Origin of the sequence: Streptomyces sp. NPDC001380, from assembly GCF_042895785.1 — a bacterium.
Lineage (GTDB): Bacteria > Actinomycetota > Actinomycetes > Streptomycetales > Streptomycetaceae > Peterkaempfera.
Map to the genome: position 1 here is coordinate 176,146 of NZ_JBIAWP010000004.1, position 18,855 is coordinate 195,000.

Here is an 18,855-nt window from a genome sequence, read left to right on the forward strand (position 1 = left end):
GCGCCGGCGGCCCGCCGCAGGGCACGGACCGCCGCCGGGGTGGGGACCGCGCCAGGAGGGCGAAAAGGCACAGGTGCGGTGCTTTCGTCCCCTTCGGAGCAGGGAACGGTACCGACCGGAAGCACCCCTGAAGATCACTCACACCCTCACCCCGAGGGCGCCGCCCGGCGGCCGCGCCCCCGTCCCCGGAACGCGGTGCCGCACCGGGGCACGGCGCGACCCCGCCGGACTGCGCCCTCGACGACGAAGACGAAGAGGTCATCGTGGCAGCGGAGATCATCCACCCCCACCCGGCGGAGGCCGGCGACCCCATCGACCCGGCCTTCGCGCTCCACCGCGGCGGCAAGATGGAGGTCCGTGCGACGGTGCCGGTGCGCGACGCGGACGACCTGTCCCTCGCCTACACCCCGGGCGTCGCCCGGGTCTGCACCGCCATCGCCGAGCAGCCGGAGCTGGTGCACGACTACACCTGGAAGTCCTCCACGGTGGCCGTGGTCACCGACGGCACCGCCGTCCTGGGCCTGGGCGACATCGGCCCGGAGGCCTCGCTGCCCGTCATGGAGGGCAAGGCGATCCTGTTCAAGCAGTTCGGCGGCGTGGACGCCGTCCCGCTCGCGCTGGCCTGCACCGACGTGGACGAGCTGGTGGAGACCGTCGCCCGCCTCGCCCCGTCCTTCGGCGGGATCAACCTGGAGGACATCTCCGCGCCCCGCTGCTTCGAGGTCGAGCGGAGGCTGCAGGAGCGCCTGGACATCCCCGTCTTCCACGACGACCAGCACGGCACCGCCATCGTCACCCTGGCCGCGCTGTGGAACGCCGCGAAGGTCACCGGCCGGGAGATCGGGGAGCTGCGGGCGGTGATCAGCGGCGCGGGCGCGGCCGGCGTCGCCATCGCCAAGATCCTGCTGGAGGCCGGCATCGGCGACGTCGCGGTCTGCGACCGCCGGGGCGTCGTGCACGAGGGCCGCGACGACCTCACCCCGGTCAAGCGGATGGTCGCCGAGCTGACCAACAAGGCGCGCCTCACGGGTTCGCTGGCCGAGGCGCTCGACGGCGCCGACGTCTTCGTCGGCGTCTCCGGCGGCACGGTCCCGGAGGAGGCGGTGGCGGCGATGGCGAAGGACTGCCTGGTCTTCGCCATGGCCAACCCGACCCCGGAGGTCCACCCGGAGGTGGCCCGCCGGCACGCCGCGGTGGTCGCCACCGGCCGCTCGGACTTCCCCAACCAGATCAACAACGTGCTGGCCTTCCCCGGCGTCTTCGCCGGCGCCCTCCAGGTGCGGGCCTCCCGGATCACCGAGGGCATGAAGCTGGCGGCGGCCAGGGCGCTGGCGGCCGTGGTCGAGGACGAGCTGTCCGCCGACCGGGTGATCCCCAGCCCGTTCGACGAGCGGGTGGCCCCGGCGGTCACCCGGGCCGTGGCCGAGGCCGCGCGGCGCGAGGGCGTCGCCCGCCGCTGACGGCCGCGGCGCGGGCCGCCGCGGGCCTTGCGGGTCGTACCGCCCGTGCGCGCGGGCGGCACGGGCGGCCCCCGCGGCAGGCGCGGACGCGGCGCCCGGCGGCCCGGACGGCCGGGGCGGGGGACCCGCGCGGTGGAACTCACACCGCGGCGTTGTTCCCCGCCCCCGCCGCCGCCGCTAGGGTCCGACCATGTTCGCTGCCTATGCCGCACGTATCAGTCCTGACGACCCGTTGAGCGGTCTGGAGCTGGGGGAGCGCCCGGAGCCCGAGGCCCGGCCCGGCTGGAGCACGGTCACGGTCAAGGCCGCCACGCTCAACCACCACGACCTCTGGTCGCTGCGCGGGGTGGGGCTCCCCGAGGAGCGGCTGCCGATGATCCTCGGCTGCGACGCGGCCGGTGTGGACGAGCACGGCAACGAGGTCGTCCTGCACTCGGTGATCGGGCAGACCGGGCACGGCGTCGGCCCGGACGAGCGGATGTCCATCCTCACCGAGCGCTACCAGGGCACCTTCGCCGAGAAGGTCTCGGTGCCCACCTGGAACCTGCTCCCCAAGCCGGCCGGGCTCTCCTTCGAGGAGGCCGCCTGCCTGCCCACCGCCTGGCTCACGGCCTACCGGATGCTCTTCACCAAGGCCGGGGTGAAGCCCGGCGACACCGTCCTGGTCCAGGGCGCCGGCGGCGGGGTGGCGACCGCCCTGATCGTGCTCGGCAAGGCGGCCGGCCTGCGGGTCTGGGCCACCAGCCGGGACGAGGCCAAGCGGGCGCGGGCGGTGGAGCTCGGCGCCGACGACGCCTTCCCCGCCGGTGCCCGGCTGCCGGAGCGCGTGGACGCGGTCCTGGAGACGGTCGGCGCCGCCACCTGGTCCCACTCCGTGAAGTCGCTGCGCCCCGGCGGCACCATCGTCATCTCCGGCGCCACCTCGGGCCCCAACCCGCCGAGCGCCGAGCTCACCCGCATCTTCTTCCTGGAACTGCGGGTCGTCGGCTCCACCATGGGCACCAAGGAGGAGCTCGCCGGCCTGCTGTCGCTCTGCGCCAACGCGGGGGTGCGGCCGGTGGTCGACACCGTGCTGCCGCTGGCCGAGGCCCGGGAGGGCTTCGCCCGGCTGGCGAAGGGCGACGTCTTCGGCAAGATCGTCCTCACCCCCTGACCCTCCGGACCGCCTGACCCCTGGACCGTCCGACCCCTGGACCCCTGACCGCCTGACTCCCCGGGCCGCCGTGCCCCGGCCTCCGGACGAGCCGCGGCGGGGGCGGCCGCCGCCGCCCCCGCCGCTCCCCCGCAGGTCGCGGCCCTCAGGGCCGCAGCAGCCGCTCCGCGGCCTCCGCCAGCACCGCGCCGGACCGCGCCAGCTGCTCCGCGCCCACCCCGCGGTCCCGCGCGGCGTCCCGGACCACGTCGCGGAACCGGTCCAGCAGCCGCTCCAGTTCCCGCACCGGGTCGCCGGCGGGATCCGTACGGGCCCAGTCGGGCAGCCCGGCGGCCGCCTCGGAGGCGCCCCCGGCCGCCGTCGCCGTCCCCACCGGTCCCGCCGTCCCCGTGGCCGGGCCCGCCTCCGGCGCCTCCGGCCGCGTCGCCCGGGCCGGACCGGACCGCCATCCGCCCCACCGCCCCGGGTCGGCCAGGTCGGCCAGCCCCTTGGTGAGCTCGGCCAGGCCCTCGCCGAGGCCGGTCGGCCAGTCGCCGCGGGCGGCGTGCTCCCGCACCTGCTGCTCCACCCGCTGCTGCAGCCGCCGCGCCTCGGCCCGCGCGGCCGCCCCGGCGGCCTGGGCGTTCTCGCGGGCCCGCCGGACCTCCTCCTGGGCCTGCCGCAGCTGCTCCTTCGCCTGCCTGGCCTGCTCCTTGGCCTGCCTGGCCTGCTCCTTGGTCTGCTTCGCCTGCTCCCGGGCCTGCACGCGGTACCGGGCGTACTCCTCCCCGCCGCGCCGGCCCCCCGTGAGGCCCTCCCCGCCTGCGCCGCCGCGCCGCGCCTCCTGCGCCGCCCGGCGCACCTCCTCGCGCAGGTCCTCCGCGGAGTCCCGGACGTCCTCCCGGATCGCCTCGGCGAGCTGGGCGACCGAGTCGCGGATCTCCACCTCCAGCTCGGCCAGCTCGTCCTGGCGGGACGCCAGCTCGGCGCGGCCCGCGTCCGTGATCCGGTAGACCTTGCGGCCGCCCTCGGTGCTGTGGGTGACCAGGCCCTCCTTCTCCAGCTTGGCCAGGCGGGGGTAGACGGTGCCCGCGGAGGGCGCGTACAGGCCGTGGAAGCGCTCCTCCAGCAGCCGGATCACCTCGTAGCCGTGGCGCGGCGCCTCCTCCAGCAGCTTCAGCAGGTAGAGCCGCAGGCGCCCGTGGGCGAAGACCGGGGTCACGCGGCGCCCCCGTCCCGGTCGGAGAGCCGCTTGGAGAGGTCGGGCCGCCCGGCCGGGCCGGGTGCGCCGTCCTCCCCGGGGCCGTGCGCCGGCGGCCGCCGCAGCAGCGCCACCGACCCGGAGACCGTGGTCACCTGCAGCCTGCCGGTGCCGGCGCCGAGCCGGCCGGAGAGGCGCCGGGCGCCCCAGGTGCCGCCCATCCGCAGCTCGTCGAAGGCGCTGGACATCTCGCCGCTGGTGGACCCGGCGTCCACGCGCGTGTCTGCGGGGTGCGGCATCCGGACGGCCACCTTGCCGGAGACGGTGTTGAGGTCCACGTCGGCCGGCCCGCGGCCGTCCAGGTCGACGGTCATGGAGCCGCTCACCGAGTGGGCGTGCAGCCGCGGGCCCGAGGCCTCGACCACGGTGAGCTCCCCGGAGACGGTCTGCACCTTCAGGTCGCCGGAGACGGCCTGGGCCTCGACGCTGCCGGAGACCGACTGGGCCTCCACCGGCCCGGACACCCGCACCAGCGTGGTGTCGCCGCCGGCGCCGCGGACGGCGACCGGTCCGGCGATGCCGGAGACGACCACGTCGGCGCCGACGCTGACCAGCTCCACCCGGGCCGCGGCCGGGACGGCCAGCGAGACCACGGCGTGCCGCCTGCGCCGCCAGGAGTCGACGAGGGAGGCGATGCCCTTGAGGGAGAAGTGCTGCGAGGAGAACTCCCACCGGGTGAGCTCCTCGTAGGCGACGGTGAGCGTCCCGCCCTCGTGGGTCACCACGAGCGGCGGTCCGTCGAGTTCGGAGACCTCCAGGCGGGCGGGCCCGTCGCCGGCCACCACGTGGACGGCGCCCGAGACGGTGCGCACCCGCAGGACGTCCACCGGTTCGTCGAAGGTGATCCGCTCCGGCCCGTTCACGGTCCACTGCGGCATGGCTGGCCCTCCCGTTCGGATGTGCGACATATCGCGTCGCCCGTCAACAACACGATATATCGCGTCCTGTGGAAGTCAAGGGCCGGTCCGCACCGGGACCGAACCCGGGCCGCCGCGGGCGGCGTATCCCCGGCACGGGACGACGGCCACGTCGCAGGGAGAAGGACCCATGAGCCACGCCAAGCAGCGCAACACCCGGAGGATCGGCGTCCTTGCGACCGTCGGCGGCCTGGTCGCCGCCGGGGTCGCCGTGTCGGCCTTCGCCGACGAGGGCACCGGCGCACCCCCGGCGGGCCCCCCCGCGGCGGCCGTCGGCGCCCCCGCACAGGACCCGGCCTCCCTGGCCCGCACCCTCGTCGCGCAGCTGGGCCGCGCCCGCAGCGCCGGGGCCTGGATCGGCGCCGACGGCAGGCCGGTCGTCGCGGTCACCGGACCCGGGGCGGCCGACGCCGTGCGCGCCGCCGGGGCCGTCCCGAGGACGGTGGCCCGCAGCGGCGACCAGCTCGACGCGGCCGTCTCCGCGCTGCGCTCCGCGCCCCGGGTGCCCGGCACCGCGTGGTCGGTGGACCCGGTCTCCAACCAGGTCGTGGTCCTGGCCGACCGGACCGTCTCCGCCGCCGACTGGCAGCGGCTCTCCGGCACGGCGGGGCGGCTCGGCGGAGCCGTGCGGATGCGGCGCACCCGGGGCGCCCTCACCACCCGGATCGCCGGGGGCGACCCGGTCTTCACGGGCGGCGCCCGCTGCTCGGCCGGGTTCAACGTGACCGACGGGCAGCAGGGGTTCGTCCTCACCGCCGGCCACTGCGGGCCGGTCGGCACGCCCTGGGCCGCCGACGCGGCCGGCACCCGGCCGATCGGCGCCACCGTGAAGGACACCTTCCCGGGGAACGGGGACTTCTCGCTCATCCAGGTCCAGGGCGGGGGAGTGGACCAGCCCGGTGCCGTCGACCTCGGCAACGGCTCCCTGCAGCCCGTCACCCGGGCCGCCGAGGCCGTGGTCGGCGAGCAGGTCACCCGCAGCGGCTCCACCACCGGCGTGCACAGCGGCCGTGTCACGGCGCTGGACGCCACCGTCAACTACCCCGAGGGCACGGTCACGGGCCTGATCCAGACCGACGTCTGCGCCGAGCCCGGCGACAGCGGCGGCCCGCTCTTCGACCAGGACGCGGCGGTCGGGCTCACCTCGGGCGGCGACGGCGACTGCACGGCCGGCGGCACCACCTTCTTCCAGCCGGTGACCACCGCGCTCCAGGCCCTGGGCGTGCAGATACCCGCGGGCGGGGCCGGCGCGCAGGGGCAGGGCGCCCGGGGCGAGGCAGTCCCCGGCCAGGACGTGCAGGGGCAGGACGTGCAGGGGCAGGACGTGCAGGGGCAGGCCGGCCAGGCCGGCGGGGGGCAGGCCCGGGACGGGCTCCGGCAGGGCGGGGCCCCGCAGGGGCAGGGCGCCCGGGACCAGGGGAGCCAGGACCAGGGAAACCAGGGCCGGGCGGGTCAGGACGGCGGGCGCGGGAAGGACGGGCGCAACGTCAACGTGAGCGTGAACGTCATCGGCGGACTGCTGGGCGGCCTCCTGGGCGGCGGCCACCGCTGACCCGCCGGCCCCCGCCGGAGCCGCCGCCGGGACGCCGGCCGCCCGCGGCCCGGGCCCCTCGGGGCCGGTCCGCGGGCGGCCGCGCCGGTGTCAGTCCTCGTCCTCGTCGTCCAGCCGGGCCAGCCAGGTGGCCAGCCGCTCGACGGGGACCTCGAACTCCGGGTTGAGGTCGACGAACTCGCGCAGGCGCTCGGAGAGCCACTCGAAGGTGACCTCCTCGTCGCCGCGCCGGCTCTCCAGCTCCTCGATCCCGCGGTCGGTGAAGTACACGCTCTGCTCCGGACGGACGGTCGTTGTGCGCTCTGGACTCCGGCCAGGATAGTCCGGCCGCGGAGAAGCCCCGGGCCCGGCCGCCGCACCGCTGCGGTGGCCGGGCCCGGGGCTGCTGTCCGCCGTGCGGCCGGGGTCCCGGGGCGCCGGGCCCCGCGGTGCCGCGGCCTTCCGGCCGGCGGCGGGCGGGGGCCCGGCGTGCGGGGTCAGAGGGAGAAGACCTCCTCCACGAGCTGCTGCTGCTCCTGCTGGTGCCGCTTGGCCGAGCCCACCGCCGGGGCGGAGGAGGCCGGACGGGCGACGCGGCGCAGGCGGGCGCCGCCCGCGTTGCGGCCGACCACCACGTCGAGGTGGTCGACCAGGTTGAGCGCGATGAACGGCCAGGCGCCCTGGTTGGCCGGCTCCTCCTGCGCCCAGACGAACTGGACGTTGTCGCCGTACCGGCCCAGCTCCTCCTGGAGCTCGGCCACCGGCAGCGGGTAGAGCCGCTCGACGCGGACGATGGCGGTGTCGGTGACGCCGCGCTCGGCGCGTGCCGCCGCCAGGTCGTAGTAGAACTTGCCGGAGGTGATCACGACCTTGCGGACGTCGGCCGGGGCCACGCTGTCGTCGCCGATCACCGGGCGGAAGCCGCCGCCGAGGAACTCCTCCGTCCGCGACGCCGCGGCCTTGAGCCGGAGCATCGACTTCGGGGTGAAGACGACCAGCGGCTTGTGGTGCGGGTTGTGGACCTGCCAGCGCAGCAGGTGGAAGTAGTTCGACGGGAGCGTCGGCATGGCGACCGTCATGTTGTTCTGCGCGCAGAGCTGCAGGAACCGCTCGGGGCGGGCCGAGGAGTGGTCCGGGCCCTGGCCCTCGTAGCCGTGCGGCAGCAGCAGGGTGACGCCGGAGGTCTGGCCCCACTTCTGCTCGGCGGAGGAGATGAACTCGTCCACCACCGTGGAGGCGCCGTTGACGAAGTCGCCGAACTGGGCCTCCCACATCACCAGCGCGTTCGGCCGGGCGAGGGAGTAGCCGTACTCGAAGCCCATCGCCGCGTACTCGCTGAGCAGCGAGTCGTAGACGGTGTAGCGGGCCTGGTCCTCCGTCAGGTAGAGCAGCGGGGTGTAGTCCTCGCCGGTCTTCCGGTCCACCAGCACCGCGTGGCGCTGGCCGAAGGTGCCGCGGCGGCTGTCCTGGCCGGCCAGGCGGACCGGGTGGCCCTCCATCAGCAGCGAGCCGATGGCGAGGGTCTCGCCCATCGCCCAGTCGATGCTGTTCTCCTCGACCATCGCGGCGCGGCGCTGCAGCTGCGGCAGCAGGCGCGGGTGGACGGTCAGCCAGTCCGGCAGGTTGACCTGCGAGGAGGCGATCCGCTTGACGGTCTCCTCGGAGATGGCGGTCGTGACCGACACCGGGAAGTCCGGCAGCGGGGCGGCGGCCGGGGCGGCCTGCGGCACCGCGTCGCGGACCTCGGCGAAGACCTTCTCCAGCTGGCCCTGGAAGTCCTGGAGCGCCTGCTCCGCCTCCTCCAGGGTGATGTCGCCGCGCCCGATCAGGCCCTCGGTGTAGAGCTTGCGCACCGAGCGCTTCTTGTCGATCAGGTCGTACATCAGCGGCTGGGTGAACGACGGGTTGTCGGCCTCGTTGTGACCGCGGCGGCGGTAGCAGATGAGGTCGATCACGACGTCCTTGTTGAACGCCTGGCGGAACTCGAAGGCGAGCCGCGCGACGCGGACCACGGCCTCCGGGTCGTCGCCGTTCACGTGGAAGATCGGCGCCTCGATCATGCGGGCCACGTCGGTGGAGTACATCGACGAGCGGGAGGCGGCCGGGGCGGCGGTGAAGCCGACCTGGTTGTTGACCACCACGTGCACGGTGCCGCCGGTGCGGTAGCCGCGCAGCTGCGACATGTTGAGCGTCTCCGCGACGACGCCCTGGCCGGCGAAGGCCGCGTCGCCGTGGATCTGGATCGGCAGCACGTCGAAAGCGGTGCCGGCCTTGTCCAGGATGTCCTGCTTGGCGCGGGCGATGCCCTCGACGACCGGGTCCACGGCCTCCAGGTGGGAGGGGTTGGCGGCCAGCGAGACCTTGATGGTCTCCCCGTCCAGGCCGGTGAAGGTGCCCTCGGCGCCCAGGTGGTACTTCACGTCGCCGGAGCCGTGCATCGACTTCGGGTCGAGGTTGCCCTCGAACTCGCCGAAGACCTTGGCGTACGGCTTGCCGACGATGTTGGTCAGCACGTTGAGGCGGCCGCGGTGGGCCATGCCGATGACGGCCTCGTCCAGGCGGTGCTCGGCGGCGGCGTCCAGGACGGCGTCGAGCAGCGGGATCAGCGACTCGCCGCCCTCCAGCGAGAACCGCTTCTGGCCGACGTACTTCGTCTGCAGGAACGTCTCGAACGCCTCGGCGGAGTTCAGGCGGCGCAGGATGCGCAGCTGCTCCTCGCGCTCCGGCTTGGCGTAGTGGTTCTCCACCCGCTCCTGGATCCAGCGGCGCTGCTTCGGGTCCTGGATGTGCATGTACTCGATGCCGACGGTGCGGCAGTACGAGTCGCGCAGCACGCCCAGGATGTCGCGCAGCTTCATCATCCGCTTGCCGGCGAAGCCGCCGACGGCGAACTCGCGCTCCAGGTCCCACAGGGTGAGGCCGTGCTCCACGACGTCCAGGTCGGGGTGCTTGCGCTGCTTGTACTCCAGCGGGTCGGTGTCGGCCATGAGGTGGCCGCGGACCCGGTAGGAGTGGATGAGCTCCATGACGCGGGCGGTCTTGTTGACCTCGTCGTCGTGGGTGGCGGCCACGTCGGTCGCCCAGCGCACCGGCTCGTAGGGGATGCGCAGCGACTCGAAGATCTCGTCGTAGAAGTCGCTGCCGCCCAGCAGGAGCTGGTGGATCTGGCGCAGGAACTCGCCGGACGCCGCGCCCTGGATGACCCGGTGGTCGTAGGTCGAGGTCAGCGTCATCACCTTGGAGACGCCGAGGCGGGAGAGGGTCTCGGGAGAGGAGCCCTGGAACTCGGCCGGGTACTCCATGGCGCCGACGCCGAGGATGGTGCCCTGGCCGGGCATCAGGCGCGGCACGGAGTGCACGGTGCCGATGCCGCCGGGGTTGGTCAGGGAGACCGTGACGCCGGTGAAGTCCTCCATGGTCAGCTTGTTGGCGCGGGCCCGGCGGACGATGTCCTCGTAGGCCTGCCAGAAGCCGAAGAAGTCGAGGGTCTCGGCCTTCTTGATCGCCGCCACCACGAGCTGCCGGTCGCCGTTGGGCTTCACCAGGTCGATGGCCAGGCCCAGGTTCACGTGCTCGGGCTTGACCAGGAAGGACTTGCCGTCCTTCACGGTGTAGCTGTGGTTCATGCCCGGCATGGCCTTCAGCGCCTGCACCATGGCGTAGCCGATGATGTGCGTGAAGGAGACCTTGCCGCCGCGCGCCCGCTTGAGGTGGTTGTTGATGACGATGCGGTTGTCGATCAGCAGCTTGGCCGGGACGGCGCGCACCGAGGTCGCGGTGGGGATCTCCAGCGAGGCGTCCATGTTGGTCGCCACGGCCTTCGCCGGGCCGCGCAGCGGCACCAGCTCCGGGCCGGCGGCCTTCTCCGCCGGCGCGGCCTGTGCCGCGGCGGCCGGCCTCGCGGCGGCCGGGGCCGCCTTGGGCGCCGCCGCGGGCTGCGCGGGAGCGGCCGGCTGCGCGGGCGCCTGGGCGGCGGCCGGAGCCGGCTGCGCCGGGGCCGGGGCGGGCGCGGGGGCTGCGGCAGGGGCCTGCTGCGCGGGTGCGGGAGCGGGGGCCGGGGTCGCGGCCTGGGTCACTGAAGTCACCTCGGTACCGGGCTTGTAGTCGGCGAAGAAGTCCCACCAGGCGCGGTCGACGGAACCCGGGTCCTGGAGGTACTGCTGGTAGATCTCGTCGACAAGCCATTCGTTGGGGCCGAAGCCCGCTGAGCTGCTGGTCGAGCTGTTGGAGGTATTCGGGGACTGTGGCGACACGGCGCTAACCGCCCTCTTCCGCTTCCTTTTGGGATGGTGGACAGCGGAGAACAAGGCTACGCCCCTGACATGTGATCGCGCAGTTCCCGGGGGGTGGTCGTCGCCCAGATCACAGCCTGCGGGGCCGGAATGGCGTGAAAGATGCGTTAGAACGCGTCGGCCTGGGGGAAGCGCGTGATGCCTCGGGGGCTCGAAAATCTCACCAAAGGGGACAAATGCACCGGTTGGGGCGGTGCTCCGGAGGTGGTCCACCCGGTCCGGCGGTCCGATTGTCCCTGTTCTGTGTCAATCCTGCGCGGGCACGCCGCCCGGAAGGGTGACCACGATCCGGCAACCCCGCTCGGCCTCCGCCACCCTGATCTCCCCGCCGTGCAGGTCCACGGCCCACCGGGCGATGGCCAGGCCCAGGCCGGTCCCGCCGTCGCTGCCCGGTCCGGCGGCGGTCGAGGAGGTTCCCCGGCCGAACCGCTCGAAGACCCGCGCCCGGTCCTCCTCCGGGATGCCCGGCCCCTCGTCCAGCACCTCCAGCACCAGGCTCGTCGGCGCCCGTCCGGCCCGCGCCCGCACGGTCACGGTGCCGCCGGGCGGGCTGTGCTTGCTGGCGTTGTCCACCAGGTTGGCCACCACCTGGTGGAGCCGCTCCGGGTCCGCGACCGCGGTCAGGTCCTCCGGCCCGACCTGCAGGTCGAGCGTCAGGTCGTCCCGGCGCTTGGTGGCCCCGCCGGAGGTGGAGCCGTCGACGGTGATCCCGCGCAGCACCCCGGCGAGGTACGGCCGGACGGCGAACTCGCGGGCGTCCAGCGGGACGACCCCGTCGTCGATCTTCGACAGGTCCAGCAGGTGGGCGACCAGCCGCCCCAGCCGCTCGGTCTGCTCCAGGGCGGCCGACATGGTGGCCGGATCCGGCCGTACGACGCCGTCCACCACGTTCTCCAGCACCGCGCGCAGCGCCGCGATCGGCGTGCGCAGCTCGTGCGAGACGTTGGCGACCAGCTCGCGCCGGTGGCGGTCGGCGGCCTCCAGGTCGGCCGCCATCCGGTTGAAGGTGGCCGCCAGCTCGCCCACCTCGTCGCGCGAGGTGGCCCGCACCCGGCGGCTGTAGTCGCCCGCGGCCATCGCCCGGGCGGCGGCCGTCATGTCGCGCAGCGGCGCCGTCAGGCCGTGCGCCATCAGCTGCATGAAGAGCAGCGAGGCGATCATGGAGAAGATCATGATCACCCGGATGCGGGTGTCGGACTGGACCGCTATCACGACCATGCCGCTGGCGACCACCACCGAGACCATCACCAGCACCGCCAGCTTGGCCTTGATGGAGCGCATCGGGTCCAGGGGGCGGACGTCGCTCCACACGCGCCGGGCGGCCCGGGCGGCCAGGCCCGGCTCCCGGTCGGCGCGGCCGCCGCCCCGGCGCAGCTCCTCGGTGTAGGTCATCGCGTCCCCCTCGCCCCTCGCGGTCCCCGGCCGCCCGCGGCCGCCCTCGGCCGACTGCGGTGTCCGGCCCTCTGCCCACCCGGCCCCTGCTGCACCGGTCCTCCGCCGCACCCGGCAGCCGTGCACGTCCGGCAGCCCGGCGTGCCCGGCCGCCCGCGCCGCCCGCGCCGCCCGCGCCGCCCGCGCCGCCCGCGCCGCGGGCGGCCCCCGGACCCGCTCAGGGGGTCGGGGCCTCCAGGGCGTAGCCGACGCCGTGCACCGTGCGGATCCAGTTCGCGCCGATCTTCCGGCGCAGCGCCTTCACGTGGCTGTCGACGGTGCGGGTGCCGGAGGCGTCCGTCCAGTCCCACACCTCCGCCAGCAGCTGCTCGCGGGTGAGCACCGCCCGCGGCTGCTGAGCCAGGCAGGCCAGCAGGTCGAACTCGGTCGGCGTCAGGTGCACGTCGGAGCCAGCGACCCGGACCCGGCGCTGCACGTTGTCGATCTCCAGCTCGCCGAGCCGGATCGAGCCGCCGACCGGGGTGCGGGCGGCCAGCTGGGCGCGCTCGACGCGGCGCAGCAGCACGTTGACCCGGGCCGCGAGCTCCCGCATGGAGAACGGCTTGGTCATGTAGTCGTCCGCGCCCACGCCGAGGCCGACGAGCATGTCGGTCTCGTCGTCGCGCGCGGTGAGCATGAGCACGGGGACGGGCCGCTGCGCCTGGATGCGGCGGCACACCTCCAGCCCGTCGAAGCCCGGCAGCATCACGTCGAGGACCACCAGGTCCGGCTGCCAGGACTGGAAGGAGTCCACGGCCGCCGGGCCGTCGTGGGCGACGGCCACCTTGAAGCCCTCCGCGCCCAGCCGGGCCGCGATGGACTCGGCGATCGTGGGCTCGTCCTCCACGACCAGCACCCGTCGCTGTGCGCTCGGGTTGCCGCTCTCCTGCTGCTGCATGTCTGTCACGGTCACGCCACCGCCCCCAGGGCCTGCGGACCGGCACCCCCTCGCGGGGAGGGCGCCGCTGCCGCTCGTCGTCTCGTTCCGTCAGCTCCAAGCCACGGTGCCGCGCCCGCCGCCGCGCGCGGCCCGCACGGTCCGGAGTGTGGTGCTCCGGGCCCTGCGGTGACCGCGAGTGCATCGCGGGCCACCGTGCGCAGCGTGTGTACCGGGCATCTCTCCCGGAGGGGGCGGCGGCATCCGGGCCGCGTGCCCCGCCGGGACGGCACAGCCCGACACCTTACCCAGCGATCATTCCACTTGTGATGCCAGGTACACGACATCGGGCGCGCCCCGGCGCACCTCCACGTCGAGGCGGCGCACCCTGGCGAAGCGCGCCCGCAGCCGCTCCTCGAAGACCGGGGCGGGCGCCGCGCTCCACACGGCGAGCACGCCGAGGGGGGCCAGCACGCGCTGCAGCACCGTGAGCCCGGCGAAGCCGTAGAGGCCGCCGTTGGCGTCGGTGACGGTCCAGTCCGGGCCGTTGTCGATGTCCAGGCAGAGGACGTCCCAGCGGTCCGAGGTCGCCCGCAGGTGGTCGAGCAGGTCGGCGGTGACGACCTCGGTGCGGGGGTCGTCCAGCGACCCGGCCGAGAAGCGGCCCAGCGGCCCCGCATGCCACTCCACCACGGCCTTCTCCCGTTCCAGCACGGTGATCCGGGACACCGCCGGGTCCGCCGCGGCCTCCGCGAGCGAGAAGCCCGCACCCAGGCCGCCGACCAGGACCGAGGGGTGCGGGACGGCCGCCGCGTCCAGCGCGGCGCGCACCAGCAGCCGCTCCGACCTGCCGTCGGAGGTGTCCATGAGGAAGCAGCCGTTGGCGATGATCTCGAAGACCTCGTCGGCCCCCTCGCCGCGCCGCCGCAGCACCACCTCCCCGTACGGGCCGTCCCGGCGGTCGAGCACTTCGGCGGTGGGGTGTGCCGTCCGGACGGCGAGCGCTGCGGCGGTCGGCGGGGTGGCGGAAGTCACAGGGGGAACCCTTCGTGGGCGCACTGGCGGGTCGCGACACGCCCATCCTGGGGGGTCGGCGAGGCGCCGGTCCACCCCTTTCGTCCGCGTCCGGACGACCTACCGTGGACTCGGGAGCGCGGGATCGTCCCGGGCGCCCCGGCGGGTGCGCCGAGCGCCCCGCCGGACGGCGGAGCCGAGGAGGCGCCATGGCGGACGACGCCTGCCGGGCCCCCCGCCTCCGGCCGCTCGGCACCGCCGGGCCCCTGCGGCGCGCGCACCGTGCGGTGCGCCGATGGTGCGAACGGGCGTCGCGCGGGCAGGCGCCGCCCATGCGGATGCGGCCCACGCGGACACGGACGGAGCGCTCCCGGCCCGGCGGCACGGCCGCCGAGGACGCGGCCGGAGGGGTGCGGGACGGCGGGGCGCGGCCCCGGGGGGTGCACGTCCGGAAGGTGCGGCCCGCCGGGGCCGGAGCCGGCCGGACCCGGCTGGTCCCGGTCCGGGGCCGCCCGGCCCGGCCGCCCCTCGCCGGGGCCCTCGCGGACGCGCTGTCCCCTGTCCGGCCGTACCTGTCCCGACCGGCCCTGCTCCTGCCGGGGCCCCGGCGCACCCCCTTCACCTTCTGGTACCTGGTCGTGCTGCTGGCCACCACCCTGTACGCCCGGTTCGGCGACCCCGCGGCCGTGCGCGCGGCCGTGGACGCCTCCAGCAGCGACGGGTGGCACCTGCTGCACACCCCCGTCCGCGCCATGCTCCTTAGCGGGGTCTGGGCGGCCGGGCCGCTCTGGTCGCCCTACCTGCTGGCCTTCACCCTCGTCCTGGCGCCGCTGGAGCGCCGGGTCGGCGCGCTCCGCGCCGCGCTGGTCTTCGCCGCCGGGCACGTCCTCGCCACCCTCGTCTCCGAGCTGCCGATAGCGCTGCTGGTACTCACCGGCGGGCTCGGGCCGGCGGCGCTGCACCGGATCGACGTGGGCGTCAGCTACGGCGTGATGGCCTGCCTGGGGGCCCTCTCCGGCCTGCTGCCGCGGCCCGTGCGCTACGGGGTGCCGGCGGGGGCGGCGGCGCTGCTGCTCCAGCGCGCGTTCGACGGGGACGACCCGGTGACCGGCGTGGGCCACCCCTCCGCCCTGCTGGTCGGCCTGCTCTGCTGGCCGCTGGTGCGGCGGTGGGCCGGCCGGACCGGAGGCGCGCCGCGGGAGGGGGGTGCGCTGCCGCAGGGCGGGGGCTCCTAGGAGGCGGGGGTCGGGGGCCGGGCGGTCGAGTGGCCGGGGGCGGGCCCGCGGGCCCGCGTTCGCCCACGGTGAACGGAGGAACACCCTGCGCCTCCCGCGCCTTAAGTCAGTCCGACTCAAGTTGACTGACTGGGGAGAGATCATGGCTTCGACGCCCTCGCCGCTCATCCTTCCCGTGCTGCCCCTCGACGACGAGGTCGTGCTGCCCGGCACGGCCGTACCGCTGGACCTGTCCGGCCCCGAGGTCCGCGCCGCCGTCGACGCCGCCCGGGCCGCCGCCCGCGGCGCCGAGGAGCGCGCGCACGCCCCCGGCATCCGCACCCCCGGCTCCCGCAGGCCCCAGGTGCTGCTCGTCCCGCGGATCGACGGCGTGTACGCCGCCACGGGCACCCTCGCGACCGTGGAGCAGGTCGGCCGGCTCGCCGGCGGCGACCCCGCCGCCCTCGTCCGCGGCGTCCGCCGGATGCGCATCGGCGCCGGCACCACCGGTCCCGGCGCCGCCCTGTGGGTGGAGGCCGTCCCGGTCGACGAGTCCCCGGCCGGCGAGCCGCCCGGCGGCGGGTCCCCCGCCGCGGACGGGGCCCCCGGCCGCACCGCCGAGCTGGTGCGGGCCTACCGGGCGGCCTCCGCCCGCTGGCTCGGCAAGCGCGGCGCCTGGCAGGCCGTGGACCGCATCGAGCGGACCGAGGACCCCTCCGAGCTGGCCGACAGCATCGGGTACGCCTCCTTCCCCACCGCCGCCCAGAAGCTGCGGCTGCTGGAGACCGGCGACCCGGTCGAGCGCCTCGCGTACGCCCTGGAGCTGCTGGAGGCGCACCTGGCGGAGGAGGAGGTCAACGACACCATCCGCAAGGACGTCCAGGAGGGCGTGGAGCGGCAGCAGAAGGAGTTCCTGCTCCGCCGCCAGCTGGAGGCCGTCCGCAAGGAGCTCGCCGAGCTCGACGGCGGCACCGCCCCGGAGGAGGACGACTACCGCGCCCGCGTGGAGGCCGCCGACCTGCCCGAGAAGGTCCGCGAGGCGGCGCTCAAGGAGGTCGGCCGCCTGGAGCGGTCCTCCGACGCCTCGCCCGAGGGCGGCTGGATCCGCACCTGGCTGGACACCGTCCTGGAGCTGCCCTGGAACGAGCGGACCGAGGACGCCTACGACATCCCCGGCGCCCGCGCCGTGCTCGACGCCGACCACGCCGGGCTCGACGACGTCAAGGACCGCATCGTCGAGTACCTGGCCGTGCGCCGGCGCCGCGCCGCCCGCGGCCCGGCCCCGGCCGGCCCCTCCGGCGGAGCCGCCGGGCGGCGGACCGGCGGCGCCGTGCTCGCCCTGGTCGGGCCGCCCGGCGTCGGCAAGACCTCGCTCGGCGAGTCCGTCGCCCGCGCCATGGGCCGCCGCTTCGTCCGGGTCGCCCTCGGCGGCGTCCGCGACGAGGCCGAGATCCGCGGCCACCGCCGCACCTACGTCGGCGCCCTGCCCGGCCGGATCGTCCGGGCGATCCGGGAGGCCGGGTCGATGAACCCCGTCGTCCTGCTCGACGAGGTCGACAAGGTCGGTGCCGACTACCGCGGCGACCCCGCCGCCGCCCTGCTGGAGGTCCTCGACCCGGCGCAGAACCACACCTTCCGCGACCACTACCTGGAGGTCGAGCTCGACCTCTCCGACGTGGTCTTCCTCGCCACCGCCAACGTGCTGGAGGCCGTCCCCGAGCCGCTGCTCGACCGGATGGAGCTCGTCCGGCTCGACGGCTACACCGAGGACGAGAAGGTCGCCATCGCCCGCGACCACCTGCTGCCCCGCCAGCTGGAGAAGGCCGGCCTGGGCGCCGACGAGGTCCGGGTCGAGGAGGCCGCGCTGCGCCGCCTCGCCGGCGAGTACACCCGCGAGGCCGGGGTGCGGAACCTGGAGCGCGCCCTCGCCCGCGTCCTGCGCAAGGTCGCGGCCCGGCACGAGCTCGGCGGGCTCGCGCTGCCGGCCGAGGTGACCGCCGACGGCCTGCAGGACCTCCTCGGGCGGCCGCACCACACCCCCGAGTCGGCGCTCGAGCCCGCCGGGCGGCGCACCGCCGTCCCCGGCGTGGCGACCGGCCTGGCCGTCACCGGCGCCGGCGGCGACGTCCTCCACGTGGAGGCCTCGCTCGCCGACCCGGAGACCGGGGCCACCGGCCTCTCCCTCACCGGTCAGCTGGGCGACGTCATGAAGGAGTCCGCGCACATCGCCCTCTCCTTCCTGCGCTCCCACGGGGCCGAGCTGGAGCTGCCGGTCACCGACCTGCGGGACCGCGGCGTCCACCTGCACGTGCCGGCCGGGGCCGTGCCCAAGGACGGGCCCAGCGCGGGCGTCACCATGACCACCGCCCTGGCCTCGCTGCTCTCGGGCCGCCGGGTCCGCGCCGACGTGGCGATGACCGGCGAGGTGTCGCTCACCGGCCGGGTGCTGCCGGTCGGCGGGATCAAGCAGAAGGTCCTCGCCGCCGACCGGGCCGGCCTCACCACGGTGGTCGTCCCGCAGCGCAACGGGCCCGACCTGGACGACGTGCCCGAGGAGGTGCTGCGGCGGCTCACCGTGCACCGGGTCTCCGACGTGCGGGAGGTGCTGGAGCTGGCGCTGGAGCCCGCGGCGGCCGCGGAGCCCGCGGAGCCCGCCGTGCCCGCGGCGGCCTGAGCGGGCGGGCGGCCGCGCGCCGGGGCCGGTGTGTGCGGGATCACCGCCGCCGGTGGCTGACAGGGCGCGGTCCGGACCGGTTGCCTGCCCCTTGCAGGCGCCGGTCCGGCCCCTGCCCGCGGCACCGGTCGGCGCACCGGGCGCCGCACCGGCCCGGCCGCCGCACGGCGCCGTACGCGAGAGGAGCAAGGGTGGAGCAGCTGCTGCTGGAGGGCCGCACCGAGCAGCCGGCCGGGGCGGAGTCCCTGCGGGCCTGGACCGGGCCGGACGGCGTCGCCGTCCTGCTGGTCGACCGACCGGAGCGCCGCAACGCCCTCACCCTCGCCATGTGGCGCGCGCTGCCCCGCGTCCTGGACCGCCTCGCCGCCGACCCCGCCGTGCGGGTGCTGCTGCTGGCCGGCGCCGGGGGCACCTTCAGCGCCGGGGCCGACATCGCGGAGCTGCTGGAGGTGTACGCCGACCCGGGACGCGCCGACGCCTACCACCGCGACAACGTCGCCGCCGAGGAGGCGCTCGCGGCCTTCCCCCGCCCCACCCTCGCCGTGGTCCGGGGTGCGGCGGTCGGCGGCGGGTGCCAGCTCGCCGTCGCCTGCGACCTGCGGTTCGCCGCCGCGGACGCCCGCCTCGGCATCACCCCCGCCAAGCTCGGCGTGGTCTACCCGGCGGTCCCCACCGCCCGGCTGGCCCGCCTGGTCGGCCCGGCCCGCGCCAAGTACCTGCTGTACTCCGCCGACCTGGTCACCGGTGCCCGCGCCGAACTGCTCGGCCTGGTCGACGAGGCGCTGCCGGGGCCGGACCTCGAGGCCCGCGCGCTGGAGTACGCCCGCACGGCGGCCGGGCGCTCCCCGCAGACCCTGGGCGCGGCCAAGGACGTGGTGGCGGCAGCCGTCGAGGGCCGCGACCCGCAGGCCGCCGCCGAGCCGTGGGAGCGCCGGTCCCGCAGCGCGCCCGACGTCCGCGAGGGGCTGGCTGCCTTCCTGGAGCGCCGCCCGCCGCGGTTCTGAGGCCGGTCCGGGGCCGGTCCGGGGCCGGTCCGGGGCCGAGCCGGGGCG

At 75.8% G+C, this 18,855-nt stretch carries 13 protein-coding genes; 6 read left to right on the plus strand and 7 right to left on the minus strand.

The window, feature by feature from the left end:
- The first annotated feature begins 263 nt into the window (after positions 1-263).
- Positions 264-1,460: an NADP-dependent malic enzyme gene (locus ACFY07_RS07390; protein ID WP_374228141.1), complete on the plus strand. Its 1,197-nt coding sequence runs from the start codon at positions 264-266 to the stop codon at positions 1,458-1,460.
- A 190-nt stretch (positions 1,461-1,650) separates the two neighbouring features.
- A complete protein-coding gene (locus tag ACFY07_RS07395; RefSeq protein WP_390867789.1) occupies positions 1,651-2,613 on the plus strand; it encodes a zinc-binding dehydrogenase in 963 nt (320 codons plus the stop codon).
- Between the two features lie 145 nt (positions 2,614-2,758).
- Here ACFY07_RS07395 and ACFY07_RS07400 read toward each other — a convergent pair whose 3' ends face one another.
- Positions 2,759-3,814 carry a helix-turn-helix transcriptional regulator gene (locus ACFY07_RS07400; protein WP_390867790.1) on the minus strand — a complete coding sequence of 352 codons (1,056 nt, stop codon included), beginning with the start codon at positions 3,812-3,814 and terminating at the stop codon, positions 2,759-2,761.
- Positions 3,811-4,731, minus strand: coding sequence for a DUF4097 domain-containing protein (locus ACFY07_RS07405; protein WP_390867791.1), 921 nt, complete (start codon positions 4,729-4,731; stop codon positions 3,811-3,813). The genes ACFY07_RS07400 and ACFY07_RS07405 overlap by 4 nt, the downstream gene beginning before the upstream one ends.
- Before the next feature lie 169 nt (positions 4,732-4,900).
- Here ACFY07_RS07405 and ACFY07_RS07410 point away from each other — a divergent pair, with 169 nt between their 5' ends.
- Positions 4,901-6,322, plus strand: coding sequence for a S1 family peptidase (locus ACFY07_RS07410; protein ID WP_390867792.1), 1,422 nt, complete (start codon positions 4,901-4,903; stop codon positions 6,320-6,322).
- Positions 6,323-6,412: 90 nt separating this feature from the next.
- Here ACFY07_RS07410 and ACFY07_RS07415 read toward each other — a convergent pair whose 3' ends face one another.
- The 5 genes from ACFY07_RS07415 to ACFY07_RS07435 all read right to left on the minus strand — a co-directional run bounded on the left by ACFY07_RS07415 (position 6,413) and on the right by ACFY07_RS07435 (position 13,936).
- Positions 6,413-6,592, minus strand: coding sequence for a DUF6104 family protein (locus tag ACFY07_RS07415; protein ID WP_230650521.1), 180 nt, complete (start codon positions 6,590-6,592; stop codon positions 6,413-6,415).
- A 206-nt stretch (positions 6,593-6,798) separates the two neighbouring features.
- The gene (locus tag ACFY07_RS07420; RefSeq protein WP_390867793.1) at positions 6,799-10,554 is read right to left on the minus strand and encodes a multifunctional oxoglutarate decarboxylase/oxoglutarate dehydrogenase thiamine pyrophosphate-binding subunit/dihydrolipoyllysine-residue succinyltransferase subunit; all 3,756 of its coding nucleotides are present in this window, start codon (positions 10,552-10,554) and stop codon (positions 6,799-6,801) included.
- 285 nt (positions 10,555-10,839) lie between these two features.
- On the minus strand, positions 10,840-11,985 hold the full coding sequence (locus ACFY07_RS07425; RefSeq protein ID WP_390867794.1) for a sensor histidine kinase: 1,146 nt from the start codon (positions 11,983-11,985) through the stop codon (positions 10,840-10,842).
- Positions 11,986-12,202: 217 nt separating this feature from the next.
- Positions 12,203-12,922: a response regulator transcription factor gene (locus tag ACFY07_RS07430; protein WP_230650532.1), complete on the minus strand. Its 720-nt coding sequence runs from the start codon at positions 12,920-12,922 to the stop codon at positions 12,203-12,205.
- Between the two features lie 294 nt (positions 12,923-13,216).
- Positions 13,217-13,936: a spermidine synthase gene (locus tag ACFY07_RS07435; protein WP_390867795.1), complete on the minus strand. Its 720-nt coding sequence runs from the start codon at positions 13,934-13,936 to the stop codon at positions 13,217-13,219.
- 419 nt (positions 13,937-14,355) lie between these two features.
- Between ACFY07_RS07435 and ACFY07_RS07440 the strand changes: the two genes are divergently transcribed.
- The 3 genes from ACFY07_RS07440 (at position 14,356) to ACFY07_RS07450 (ending at position 18,807) form a co-directional block, all read left to right on the plus strand.
- Entirely contained in the window at positions 14,356-15,150 is a 795-nt protein-coding gene (locus ACFY07_RS07440) for a rhomboid-like protein (RefSeq protein WP_390867796.1), read from the plus strand.
- Between the two features lie 142 nt (positions 15,151-15,292).
- Positions 15,293-17,803 carry an endopeptidase La gene (gene lon / locus ACFY07_RS07445; protein ID WP_390867798.1) on the plus strand — a complete coding sequence of 837 codons (2,511 nt, stop codon included), beginning with the start codon at positions 15,293-15,295 and terminating at the stop codon, positions 17,801-17,803.
- A 200-nt stretch (positions 17,804-18,003) separates the two neighbouring features.
- Positions 18,004-18,807: an enoyl-CoA hydratase/isomerase family protein gene (locus ACFY07_RS07450; protein WP_390867917.1), complete on the plus strand. Its 804-nt coding sequence runs from the start codon at positions 18,004-18,006 to the stop codon at positions 18,805-18,807.
- The last annotated feature ends 48 nt before the right edge of the window (positions 18,808-18,855 follow it).